General features: G+C 70.3%; 7 protein-coding genes. 2 read left to right on the top strand and 5 right to left on the bottom strand.

The features are described 5' to 3' along the window. Positions 1–95: 95 nt before the first annotated feature. Positions 96–1,676 carry a PAS domain-containing protein gene (locus ACZ4Z2_RS03005; RefSeq protein WP_468071740.1) on the top strand — a complete coding sequence of 527 codons (1,581 nt, stop codon included), beginning with the start codon at positions 96–98 and terminating at the stop codon, positions 1,674–1,676. A 23-nt stretch (positions 1,677–1,699) separates the two neighbouring features. Here ACZ4Z2_RS03005 and ACZ4Z2_RS03000 read toward each other — a convergent pair whose 3' ends face one another. From ACZ4Z2_RS03000 to ACZ4Z2_RS02980, 5 genes are all read right to left on the bottom strand, one after another. Further along, positions 1,700–2,578, bottom strand: coding sequence for a carbohydrate ABC transporter permease (locus ACZ4Z2_RS03000; RefSeq protein ID WP_468071738.1), 879 nt, complete (start codon positions 2,576–2,578; stop codon positions 1,700–1,702). Then, positions 2,575–3,555: a carbohydrate ABC transporter permease gene (locus ACZ4Z2_RS02995; RefSeq protein ID WP_468071736.1), complete on the bottom strand. Its 981-nt coding sequence runs from the start codon at positions 3,553–3,555 to the stop codon at positions 2,575–2,577. Before ACZ4Z2_RS02995 ends, ACZ4Z2_RS03000 begins: the two co-directional genes overlap by 4 nt. A gap of 100 nt (positions 3,556–3,655) precedes the next feature. Further along, positions 3,656–4,966, bottom strand: a complete 1,311-nt coding sequence (locus tag ACZ4Z2_RS02990) for an ABC transporter substrate-binding protein (RefSeq protein WP_468071734.1) — start codon at positions 4,964–4,966, stop codon at positions 3,656–3,658. 67 nt (positions 4,967–5,033) lie between these two features. Further along, entirely contained in the window at positions 5,034–8,000 is a 2,967-nt protein-coding gene (locus ACZ4Z2_RS02985) for a glycoside hydrolase family 2 TIM barrel-domain containing protein (RefSeq protein WP_468071732.1), read from the bottom strand. A 108-nt stretch (positions 8,001–8,108) separates the two neighbouring features. Beyond that, a complete protein-coding gene (locus ACZ4Z2_RS02980) occupies positions 8,109–9,134 on the bottom strand; it encodes a LacI family DNA-binding transcriptional regulator (protein ID WP_468071730.1) in 1,026 nt (341 codons plus the stop codon). A gap of 367 nt (positions 9,135–9,501) precedes the next feature. On the opposite strand from ACZ4Z2_RS02980, the gene ACZ4Z2_RS02975 reads away from it, so the two are divergent. After that, entirely contained in the window at positions 9,502–12,297 is a 2,796-nt protein-coding gene (locus ACZ4Z2_RS02975; RefSeq protein ID WP_468071728.1) for a DNRLRE domain-containing protein, read from the top strand. The last annotated feature ends 98 nt before the right edge of the window (positions 12,298–12,395 follow it).

The raw sequence follows: 12,395 nt of genomic DNA, 5'->3' as shown, positions 1-12,395 counted from the left end.
TGCGTGGGAACGGTGAGAAGGAAATCCGGCGTACAACGATTTCGTCCAAATCTTGCGTGAACCAGATGTGGGCTGGGTCACGTTCGAGTTGAATGATGGCGAGTGAGCGAACCGACGCGCCGTACGTGCGGACGCAACGCAGCCTGCAGGGGGTTCAGGTGAGTGCTTCCCGGCGTAAAGGGGCCGCCGACGCACTGGGGCCCGACAAGCCCGAACGCAACGGCCCGGGGAACGGCCGGACCGGCCGGAACGAGGAGTTCGACGACACCGATCACAGCGTGCAGAGCGAAGACGGCGACATCGAAGACGGCGACGACATCGACACGGAGGACGCCATGGACTCCGTGGATCCCGGGGGCGCGGATCTCCTCGCCGCCCTCCTCGACGGCATGGACGCGGCGCTGTGCGCCTTCGACGCCGACGGGGTCGTCACCCACTGGAACCGCGAGGCCGAACGCATCCTCGGCTGGAGCGCCGAGGAAGCCGTCGGACGGCGCGGCTTCGCCGGGTGGGCCGTACGGACCGCCGACGCCGAGGAGGTCGAGACGCGGCTGATGGCCGCCATGCACGCCTCCGGGCGGCAGGTCCACGAGTTCGCCCTCGTCACCAAGGACGGCGGACGCGTCCTCGTCCGCACCCAGTCCGCCGCCGTGCGCGGCCCCGACGGCAAACCGGCCGGCCTGTACTGCGCCTTCAGCGAGGTCCACGCCCAGATCGACCTCGAACGGTCCATCGCGCTCAGCGAGGCGCTCTTCGAGGACGCCTCGTGGGGAGTCGTCCTCGTCGACGCCGATCTGCGGCCCGCCGTGGTCAACGCCCACGCGGCCCGCAGCCTCGGCATCGGCCGCACCGCCGTCCTCGGGCGCCCCCTCGGCGAACTCCTCACCCAGGGCGTCGAGGAACTGGAGAGCGCCCTCACCCATGTACTCGCCGAAGGCGCCCCGCCCGCGCCCGCCGAGATCTGGGTCGGTGTCCGCACCCCCGACGGGGAGAAACGTCGCTGCTGGCGCAGCGGTTTCCTCCGCCTCGCCTCGCCCCTCGCCGAGGAACCCGTCCCCCTCGGCGTCGGCTGGCTCTTCCAGGACGTCACCGAGGCCAAGCAGACCGAACAGGAGGCCGCGCTCCTCCGCTTCCGCGTCAACCAGCTCCATCGCGCGGCACGCGCCGCCGCCGAGTGCGAGGACCCCGGCGAGGCCGCCACCGTCCACCTCGACTTCGCCCTCGCCGGCTTCGCCGACCACGCCCTCATCGACCGGGTCGCGGGCCCCCCGCCGGCCGACGACGGGCCCGTACGGCTCGTACGCGCCGCGGCCACGCCCTCCGGGCCGCCCGGCCCCAGCCAGCTCTCCGGGCACGCCGGCATCCCGGTCCGCTACGGCCGGGGCCACCCCGCCCTGCAATGCGTGGAACGGGCCGGATCGGTACGCGCGAGCGCCGGGTCCGCCGCCCCGGAGTCGGCCCGCGACTGGGCGACCGCCCGCCAGTGGCCGCCGGAGACCGTCCACGCCCTCTGCGCGGTCCTGCGCAGCCGGGGCCGCACCCTCGGCGTCGTCACCTTCCTGCGCGGCGCCGGCCGCACCCCCTTCGAACGCACCGACTCCCTGTACGCCGAGGACATCGCCGTACGCATCGCGGCGGCCCTTGACCTGGAGACGACGGCGAGGGCGACGGACTGACGCGGAGTGAGGCAGTGGACGGGCTACTTGAGGGAGCCCGCGGTCAGGCCCTTGCGCCAGAAGCGCTGGAGACAGATGAAGGCGACGAGCAGGGGGATCAGGGACAGGAACGCACCGGTGATCGGCAGCAGCGGCGGCACTCCGTTGGCGAATTCCGAGCGCCACTGCACCAGGCCCACCGTGACCGGCTGTCGTGACGGGGTGTTGAGCATGAGCGAGGGCAGCAGGTAGTTGTTCCAGATGCCGACGAACTGGAACAGGAAGACGGTCACCAGCGCCGGGCCCATCAGCGGCAGGGCGATGCCGAAGAAGGTGCGCTGCTCGCCCGCTCCGTCGAGCCGCGCGGCCTCCAGCAGTTCGTCCGGGACGGACGACGCGGCGAAGATCCGGCACAGGTAGACGCCGAACGGGCTGACACAGCTGGGCAGCAGCACCGACCAGTAGGTATTGGTGAGGTCGAGCTTGGCCATGAGGAGGAACAACGGCAGGGCGAACATCGGCGCCGGAATGAGCACCGAGGCGAGGATGACGTTGAACACGCTCTCCCGGCCGCGGAAGCTGTACTTGGACAGCGCGTAGCCGGCCATCGCGGACAGCAGGGTGCTGACGGTGGCGCCGACGAGGCTGTACAGCGCGCTGTTGGCGAGCCAGGTGGAGAAGATGCCGTGCTCGAAGGTGAACACGTTCCTGATGTTGGTGACCAGGTCGAAGTGGGAGAACCACAGCGGCGCACCGGTGTAGAGGTAGCCCGAGCCCTTGGTCGAGGAGACGAACAGCCACCACAGCGGGATCAGCGTGTACAGGGCCATCAGGCCCAGCACCCCGTTGACGACGGCCATGCTGGCGATGTCGGTGCCGCGGCGGGCCGTTCGGGTCGGCCGGCCGGCCTCCATCACGCTCATGTCATCGCTCCCTTGCGCTGGTTGTACTTGAGGAATCCGAACGAGAGCACGAGGGTGATCAGCGCGAGCACGACCGACTGCGCGGCGGCCAGGTTCTGGTCGCCCAGGTCCATGCCCAGGGTCGTGTTCATGATCGGGGAGAACTTCGGGGAGACGCCCGGGACGCGCGCCCCGACCAGCACCGCCGGCTCGGTGTACAGCTGCGCCGTCCCGATGATGGAGAAGACCGTGGTCAGCACCAGCGCGGGCCGCACCAGCGGGATCTTCACCGCCCACGCCAGGCGCCATCCGGTGCAGCCGTCGAGGGCGGCGGCCTCCAGCACCTCGGAGGGGATGGTCTGCAGCGCGGAGTAGATGATCAGCATGTTGTAGCCGGTCCAGCCCCACGTGATCATGTTCCCGATCGAGACCGGGACCCACGACGGCGACAGGAAGTCGACGTCGATCCCGATGTGGGACAGCGGTCCGGTGAACGGCGAGAGGTCTTTCGCCAGGAGGAAGGACCACATCACCGCGGCGATGGCACCCGGCAGCGCGTAGGGCAGGAAGAACGCGAGCCGGTAGGTCTTGCGCAGCCGGGCCGAGCGGGAGTCCAGCAGGAGCGCGAGCAGCAGGGCCAGGCCGAGCATGACCGGGACCTGGACGCAGCCAAGGAGCACGACCCGGACGATCGACGCGGTGAAGTCGTGGTCGCCGAAGGCGTCGGCGTAGTTCGACAGTCCCGCGAACTCCGTGGACCGCGCGCCGCCGAACAGCCCGGCGCGGCGGACGGTGAAGAAGCTCTGGTAGATCGCGTAGCCGATCGGCGCGACCATCATGGTCAGGAAGAGCACCGCGAACGGCGCCAGGAAACCCGACGCGGTCAACGCGGCCCGGCGGCCGGTGCGCCGGGGCCGGCCGGGGGGTGAGACGCGGGGGGTGACCGCGCGCACCGGCCGCGGCGGTGACGCGGTCCGGGTGCTGCTGGGACTGCTCATGGAAACCTCGCTGGGCGGTTCGTCGTCAGGGAGCGGGTCCCCGCGGCGCCGGATACGGGCGGCCGCGGGAACCCTTCGGGGCGGCTGGGGTCCCGCCACCTCAGCCGTTGGTCACCGACAGTCCGAGCTTCTTGATCGCGGCGACCGTCGACGCCTGCACCTTGGTCACCGCGTCCGGCAGCGTGCCCTGGCCGATCGCGCCGGTGAAGTCCGACTCGACCTGCTGGAAGGTCGGGCCGTTGGTCCAGGTGCTGGGCACCTGCTCGGCGGAGGTCTTGTAGATGTCGCCGACCTTCTGGCCGCCGAAGAACGGGTCGCCCCCGGTGAGCGCCGGGTCGTCCTGTCCGGCCTTCGACGCCGGGTACAGGCCGCCTTCGATGCCCGCCTTCACGGCCTGCGGGTCGCTGGACAGGAAGTCGGCGAACGCGACGGCCTGGCGGGGCGTCTTGCACCCGGTCATCACCGAGGTGGCCGAGCCGCCGCTGCTGGAGCTCTTGCCGTCGCCGGCCTCCCAGGTGGGCATCGGGGCGACCCGCCACTTGCCGGCCTGCCCCTTCAGGTCCGACTTCAGGCCGCCGGCGGCCCAGGCCGCGTTGACGAACGTCAGCACCTTGCCGTCTTGGGACGCCTTGTTGAACTGCGGGTCCCAGGCGTTGCCGGTCTTCGCCAGCAGACCCTTGTCCTTCAGGCCCTGCCAGTAGTCGGCGACCTTCCGGGTGCCGGGGTTGTCGATGCTGACGGTCCAGCTGTCTCCCTTGGTGGAGTACCACGACTGGCCGGTCTGCAGGCTGAAGGCCGCCATACCGTTGCCGTCGCCGACCACGGTGCCGAACTTCACGCTCTTGTCGGCGGCGGCGACCTTCTCGGCGTCGGCCTTGTACTCGGCCCAGGTGGCCGGCGGCTTGGTGATGCCGTACTTGGCGAACAGGTCCTTGCGGTAGAAGAGGACCATCGGGCCGACGTCCACCGGGACGCCGTAGATCTTGCCGCCGACGCTGGAGGCGGAGACGGCCGACGGAACGTACTTGTCCATGCCGCCGCTCGCGTACTTGGTGATGTCCATGACCGTGTTCTTCACGAGCATCGACGGGATGGTCTGGTACTCGATCTGCGCCAGGCACGGGCCCTTGCCCGCGGTGATCGCGTTGCTGATCTGGGTGTAGCCGCCCTTCGCGCCGGACGGGATCTTCTTGAAGACGACCTTGCTGTCCGGGTGGGCGGCGTTCCACTGGTCGACGATCTTCTCGTAGGGGGCCCAGCCCCAGAACTCCATCTTCACCGGCCCGGTCTGGCTCTTCTCGGCGGTGTCGGAGGTGCTCTCGGTGCTGCTGCAGGCGCTGACGCCGGCCACCAGGAGCGCGGCGGTGGCGAACGTCAGGAGTCTGCGGGTGCGTATGGTGGTGCTGTCCATGTGAGGGAACCTTCTGTGACAGGGGCTGACTTGCTGGACGGCCGGTGGGCGGGCGGGCAAGGCCCGCCTACCGGCTGGTGCCGAACTCCACGCCGAACGCGGTGGTGACCGCGGCCAGGACGTCCGGTGCCGACGGGCCCGGACCGCAGGCCGCGCTCCCCAGACCGTGGTGTGCGTGGTCGAGGTGCAGATGGAGTCGGCCGTCGCGGACCAGGTCGTGCTGGTGGGTCGCGGCGGCGAGGGCTTCGGTGCTCCAGGGACGGACGGTCAGGTCGATGACCGGGGCGCCGGTGATGAGCAGGGTGCCGCCCGGGGTGGTGATCGCGGCGCGGCGGACTTGGTGGCGGTTGCCGTTCTCCTGCGGGCGGATCTGAGGGACCTGCATCGCGGAGACGGTCGACCGGTGGCGGCCGACGCGGGCCGCGGCGCGGGAGTCCCGGTACGCCTCACCGGGACCGGGGCCGAACCACTCGACGTCGGCGTCGGTGCCGGGCAGCGACATCGCGACGCCCAGTCGGGGCAGCGGCACCGACCACGGGCCGTCGGGCGTGACGACGGTGTCCAGCCGGAGCCGGGCACCGCCCGCGTGCGGTGTCTCGCACGCCGTCCAGCGGTACACCACGTCGAGCCCGCGGGAGGACCCGGCGGCGGCCAGCCGGGCGGTGACCGTGAGCCCGGAGGCGTCGGGCTCGACACCCAGGACGTCGTGGCGCATCCGGTGCAGTCCGGCGGCGTACCACGCGTCGGTCTGCGGCTCACCGAAGGCGCTGAGCCGGTCGTTGTCGATCGGGGCCCGCCAGACGTCCAGCCGCGGACCGTCGAGCTCCAGGTCGCCGAGCCGGACCAGCAACCCGGTGCGGGCGTCGAACCGGGCGGGGCCCAGTGCGATGAACCCGTCGTGGGCGGTCGCCGGCGCCGGCGGGAAGGGTGCGAGCGAGGCGGCCGGTGCCACGACCAGACCCTGGGACCAGGCGATCTCGTGGCCCGCCCCGGCCCAGCTCTCGTCGGCGGCGAGCACCGCGGTGACGGTCAGCCACACCTCCTGGCCGGAGTCGTTCTTGCGCGCCGCGTCGAGCGCGGCGGTGACGTCAGCGGGCCACGCGACGGTCGTCGTCGTACCCGGAGCGGTCGCGGGCACGGTCAGGCCGCCGGACCCCACCGGCTCGCCGCCGTCCTCGACGGTCCACCGGAAGTCCAGGTAGCCGCTGTCACGGACGTGGTGCAGGTTGCGCACGTCGATCCGCCGGGCCGCCGCGTCGATCCGGATACGGACCGGTTCGATGACCTTCTTGTACTCGACCAGGCCCGGCGACGGCGTGCGGTCGGGGAAGAGCAGCCCGTCGGCGACGAAGTTGCCGTCGTGGATCTCCTCGCCGAAGTCGCCGCCGTAGGCGTAGGACGAGTGGGGGTCCTCCTGCCCGGTGAGCCGGGTGATCCCGTGGTCGATCCACTCCCAGATGAAGCCACCGGCCAGACGCGGATGCGCCTCGAAGACCTGCTGGTACTCCGACAGCCCGCCGGGGCCGGTGCCCATGGCGTGTCCGTACTCGCACAGCACGAACGGCAGGGCGCGGCGGTGCGCGTCGTCGGCCGGATCAGCCGTCGGCGCCTCCTGGCCGCGTCCCACGGCGGCCAGCTCGTCCACGCCGATGTACATCCGGGAGTACAGGTCGACGTAGGCGCAGCTCGCCCAGTCGCCCTCGTAGTGGATCAGGCGGCTGTCGTCGCGCTGCCGTATCCACGCGGCCGAGGCTGCCAGGTTGGCTCCGGTGCCGGCCTCGTTGCCCAGCGACCAGACGATGACCGAGGGGTGGTTCTTGTCGCGTTCCACCAGCCGCTCGGCCCGGTCCAGGTAGGCGTCGCGCCACGCGGGGTCGTCGCTGGGGTTGCGCCGCCAGCCGTCGGGTTCGAAGCCGTGCGTCTCCAGGTCGCCCTCGCAGAAGACCCACAGGCCGTGCTCGTCGCACAGGTCCAGGAAACGGTGGTCGGGCGGGTAGTGGCTGGTGCGCACCGCGTTGATGTTGTGCTGCTTCATCAGCAGCACGTCGCTCAGCATGGTGTCCTCGGTCAGGGTGCGCCCCGTCAGCGGATGCCATTCGTGGCGGTTGACGCCCCGCAGGGAGATGGGCCTGCCGTTGGCGGTCAGGACACCGTCCACGACGGCCACGGTGCGGAAGCCGATGCGCAGCGGTATCCGCTCCCCCGCCTCGGAGAGCAGTTCCCCCGCGTACAGGCGCGGCTGCTCGTCCGACCAGGGCTCGATGCCGTCGATCACATGCGGGCCGGCCGGATCGACGCCGGACAGCCCGAGCTCGGGCACCGACAGCGACACCCCGGTGGGGGCGGTGACGTCGACGGCCAGGGTGCCCTGCCCCGTGGTGTGGTCGTAGGCGGCGTGCACGAAGAAGTCCTCGACACCCCGGGCGGCCACGGACACCGACCGGAAGATCCCGGACAGCCACCACATGTCCTGGTCCTCCAGGTAGCTGCCGGACGACCACTGGTGCACACGGACCGCGAGGACGTTCCGGCCGGGCCGCAGGGCGGCGGAGACGTCGAACTCGGTGGTCAGCCGGCTGCCCTTGCCGTCGCCGAGCCGGATCCCGTTGAGCCACACCGCGAACGCGGAGTCGACGCCCTCGAACCGGAGCACCGCGGCCGACGCCGGGAACCCGTCCGGAACGTCGAACGCGCGGCGGTACTCGCCGGTGGGGTTCTCCCGGGGCACCCGCGGCGGATGGACCGGGAAGGGGTAGAGGATGTTGGTGTAGGCCGGGGCGCCGTAGCGCGGCTCGCCGGGCAGGCCGGTCATCTGCCAGCACGACGGCACGGTGAGCAGGTCCCAGGCGCTGTCGTCGAATTCCGGCGCGGCGAAGTCCCCGGTGAGGTCGTCGAGACCTGACGCCAGGCGGAACCTCCAGTCGCCGTCGAGCGGGATCGCGGGCAGGTCGGTGGTGAACGCGGCGCGGGGCCGCAGCCGTCCGGTGCCCGGCGACCGGTCTTCGACGTAGCCGTGGGAGTCGAGGTCGTTCATCAGCGGGGGCGCTTTCTGTCGGGACTCGTAGCGGTGCCGGGTAGCCGGCCAGGCAGGACCGCGCCCCCGGCTCGCGGGGGCGACGCGCGGGTACAGCGGAGCCGGGTGCTATCCGGTCACCCGGGGCGGGGCGCTGCTGTCCCGGACGGTCAGGGTCGGGCGCAGCAGCGTTAACACGTTGGTCGGCGGCCGGCCGGAGTCGACGGCGCGCAGCAGCAGCTCGACGGCCTGCTGTGCCATCTCCCGCTTGGGGAAGGTGACCGTGGTCAGCGCCGGCTGGATCTGTCCGACCTGGGAGATGTCGTCGAAGCCGACGATGCTGACGTCGCTGGGGACCCGCCGCCCGGACCGGACGACCGCCTCGATGGCGCCGACGGCCAGGACGTCGTGGGTGGCGAAGATCGCCGTCAGTTCCGGGTCCGCCTCCAGCGCCGCACAGCCCGCGGCGAACCCGCCGGCGGCGTCGTCCCTGGTGCAGGCGAACACCTGGCGGTCGTCGATGGTGAGCCCGTCGTCGGCGAACGCCCGGCGCAGTCCGCGCACGCGCGGCGAGTGCGCGGGCAGGTCGGCGATCACCGCGACGTTCCGGTGGCCGAGATCCCTCAGGTAGCGCCCGGCCAGGTACCCGGCGTGCTCGTAGTCGATGGACACCACCGGCAGCGTGGTGGGCGCGTCTCCCTCCCAAGCGCACAGCGCGACCGGGAAGGCGGCCTCGACGAGCATCGGCAACTGCTGTTCGACGCCGTTGTCCCCGGCGACCAGCAGCGCGTCCACCGAGCGCGCGGCGAGGTTCTCCAGGTGGGCCCGGGTGTGGTCGGGGTCGTCGCGGGTCGTGGCCAGCAACAGGTTGTACCCGTGGCCGACCAGCACGTTCTCCACCTCCTCGACCACTTCCGAGTAGAACGGGTTGGCCACCCGCGGCACGAACAGCCCCACGGTCGACGTGCTGCCGGTCCTCAGTGAGCGCGCCACCAGGTTCGGCTTGTAGCCGAGCTCCGCGATCGCCGTGTTCACCTTGGCCAGGGTCTCCGGCCGCACCTTCTTGCCGGACACCACGTTGGAGACGGTCTGCTTGGCGACACCCGCCCGAGCGGCCACCTCCGCCATCGTCACCATCAGCGCACCCCCGAACATGTATCGATCCACGAAAGTGGCGCCAGCGTAGGTCTACTGCCGTGACACGGCAAGAGTTCGTCGGATTGTCGTGATCCAGCGGTTACGTGACCACGCTGAGAACGGAGCACGTCGCACCTCGTTCACCATCGGAAAGACGACGGAACCGTTGACGGCTCCAGAAATGCGACATTAACATCCCGGCCACGCCGATCACATGGATCGGTCAACGAGACGACCTGCCGCGACCGATCGCGCGAAACAACCCCCCACCCCACCCGGCGCCCTCCCCCTCAAGGCGCCGTCGCGCATGCTCCGCGCCGTCCCGCAGCAGGCGGGGAGCGCCTGAACAGACCTGGAGAAGGTCTCGTCCCGAGGAGAGACAGGCATGATCCGAACGGCCGGCGACGACGCCGACCCGAACCACGCCCCGGTGCGACGCAGATCGCGCGTGCAGCGCGTCATCGCGGCCGCCGCGAGCGCCGCCATCGCGGCGGCGAGCCTCATGCTCACCGGCGCCGCCCCCGCACAGGCCGCCACCACCGTCCGCACCTACGCGCCGACCGGAGTGGGAGGCGGTACGACGACGTCCCCGGACGTGGCGTCCGCCAAATACCAGGTGCAGGTCGCCGGCACGCCCGTCCAGGCTGTCAAGTACAGCCAGAACGGCCACAACTTCGACATCGCGCGCTTCGCGTCGGACTCCCGGACACCGACGATCACGGTCACGCTGCCCAGCACCACGATCGACACGGTGAACATCTACCCGGCGCGCTACTACCCCCGCAGCAGCATCTCGGTGAGCGCGGACAAGCACACCCTGACGTTCCAGATGTCGGCCGACGCCGGGCTGAACCAGGCGATCGTCATGGTCAACGGCGACTCGACCAACGCCACCGGACAGCCCTACCTGGCGGTCGTCAACGACCCCCTGGAGGACCCGGCGCAGCGGCCGGACACCACGAGCGCGTCCGACGGCTCCGGCGTCAACCTGCAGACCGGTGTCCTCAACTTCCAGCAGTTCGCCGCGAAGTACCTCGCGGAGCACCCGAACAGCGCGGCCCAGAAGGCTCCCGCCGCGACCACGAGCTCCATGGCCGGCCGGACCGTCAACGGCACCGCCATCCCCGCCGGTCAGAAGACCTCGGCCGGGAGCCTGGTGAGCGCGAGCAGCGTCAATGTGCGGTACCCGAAGGTGCGGACGATGGCCGCCGACGACCTCACCTTCGCCCTGCGGGCCGCCATCGACACGATCAAGGCCAACCCCACGGCGCTCAACACGCTCTACTTCCCGAACGGCACGTACGTGTGGTCCGGTCTCCTGATCAACAACCTGGACGGCAGCAGGCTCAAGGGCGGCAAGCTGAAGATCTACACCGCCGACGGGGCCCTGCTGAAGAACCGCGTCCAGGGGTACATGGAGGCGTTCGAACCGGCGATCGGGATCATCGACTCGAACGACATCGAGGTCGACGGCCGCGGCATGTTCGACGGCAACGGCGTGGTGAACTACCGCGCCGACTCGCACGACGCCTACCGCAGCCAGCACCAGGGCGGCGTCATGGTCATGCACTCGTCGGACATCACGTTCAACGACACCTACGTGCGCGACGCGAAGCAGTGGAACTACGAGACCCACACCGCCAGCAGGGTGACCTTCAACAACATCAAGGCCCTCACCCCGTACCGCCAGCCGTGGATCGACGGGACGGACTTCGCGAGCGGCCAGGACATCACCGCCAACGGCGTCTTCACCCTCGGCAACGACGACGCGTTCGCCTCCGGCCACTACAACCCCAGCGACGGCTTCACCCCGCTGGCCTCCGGCGTGTGGAACAACTTCCAGATCGGCACCTCCACCCCCGACGTCCAGGGCTATGTCGACGCGGTGGGCGCCTACGACGCCGTCGCCAGCGACCTCGGGTTCGACGCCTACCACTGGGACGCCGCGGACACGAAGAACATCTCGGTCAGCAACACGCTGAACTGGTCCGTCAACGCGGGCAACGCGATACGCATCGGATGGGACTCGTACGGATACCGGCTCACCAACTACACCTTCGACAACTTCAACTCCGTGTCACCGTGGGCCGGCGGCATCTTCACGCACAACAGCCCCAACCCGTACCCGCGCATCCAGAGCATCGTGGTGAAGAACAGCACGATCGACACCTCCCGGTTCACCAAGGGACCGGTCTGGATCAACGGCGGCAACGGATCCACCCAGACCATCACCGCCGCGGACCAGGCAACCTACGGGTTCGCCCCCAACCCCGACGGGTCGGGCACCACGTACACGTATCCCAAGACCCCGATCGGCACCTTCACGCTCGACAACGTGTGGTTCTCGAAGCAGAGCAGCACCAGCAGCGGCCTGAACGGCATCACGAACGCGACGCTGAACAACCTCCGCGTCGCCGGTCAACTCGTCCGGTACACCAGCCAGTTCCCCCTGACGACGAGCGGCGTCGGCACGCTGACCTCCACCTACACCGGCGCGAACGGCCAGACCCAGAACGTCAAGCCCGGCGCCCTCGCCGACGGTGACACCTGGGTGGGCGCGTGGTCGGGTGACCAGACCAGGAACAGCTCCTCGGACCTGACCCTCATCACCCGCAACACCGGGGTCGGTCTGATGGGCGAGCAGTACACCACCGGATCCGGAGACGGAAAGCTCTCCTACATCCAGTTCCCCCTCAGCAGCCTCACCAGGGCACCGAGCCAGGCGACACTCCATCTCACCTACGTCGGCCACCGCTACTCGTCCGTCCCGTCGACCGACACCGACCAGCTGCTCGTGCAACCCGTCAGCGACACCACCTGCACCGGCGGCGGCACATCCTGCCCGGTCACCACCATGACCTGGCAGAACCGGCCGAGCTTCACCGCCACGAACTCCTCCGTCGCGAAGTCGGCCACCTTCACCCTCGGTTCGACCATCGTCCCGGAGGGCGGCGGAACCCACCAGGGCAACGCCATCGACGGCCGCGACATCACCGTCGACATCACGTCCTTCGTCCAGAACGCCTACGCGGCCAAGCAGTCCACGCTGCTGCTCGCCGTCGGCAACGCCGGAGGCACCAACCACGAGCTGCGCTTCGTCAGCTCGGAAGGCGCCACCGGCTCCGGGAAGCTCACCAACGCGACCGCCGAGATGGCGCCCGCGATCACCGTGACCCCGTAGCCACCCGAGGCCGGCCCGCCCCCCGAGGGGACGGGCCGGCTTCCTGCCGGGGCGCGACACCGGGCAAGGCGTGGCGTCGCGTCCCCCTGGCGTGGGGA

It is taken from the genome of Streptomyces sp. NPDC030183 (assembly GCF_055573455.1).
This window is presented reverse-complemented; position numbering and strand designations above follow the sequence as displayed.

Bases quoted from the DNA above. Each gene is read 5' to 3' on its own strand.
- ACZ4Z2_RS02975 (WP_468071728.1), top strand. From the start codon at position 9,502: ATGATCCGAACGGCCGGCGACGACGCCGACCCGAACCACGCCCCGGTG.
- ACZ4Z2_RS02990 (WP_468071734.1), bottom strand. From the start codon at position 4,966: ATGGACAGCACCACCATACGCACCCGCAGACTCCTGACGTTCGCCACC.
- ACZ4Z2_RS02995 (WP_468071736.1), bottom strand. From the start codon at position 3,555: ATGAGCAGTCCCAGCAGCACCCGGACCGCGTCACCGCCGCGGCCGGTG.
- ACZ4Z2_RS03005 (WP_468071740.1), top strand. From the start codon at position 96: ATGGCGAGTGAGCGAACCGACGCGCCGTACGTGCGGACGCAACGCAGC.
- ACZ4Z2_RS03000 (WP_468071738.1), bottom strand. From the start codon at position 2,578: ATGAGCGTGATGGAGGCCGGCCGGCCGACCCGAACGGCCCGCCGCGGC.
- ACZ4Z2_RS02980 (WP_468071730.1), bottom strand. From the start codon at position 9,134: ATGTTCGGGGGTGCGCTGATGGTGACGATGGCGGAGGTGGCCGCTCGG.
- ACZ4Z2_RS02985 (WP_468071732.1), bottom strand. From the start codon at position 8,000: ATGAACGACCTCGACTCCCACGGCTACGTCGAAGACCGGTCGCCGGGC.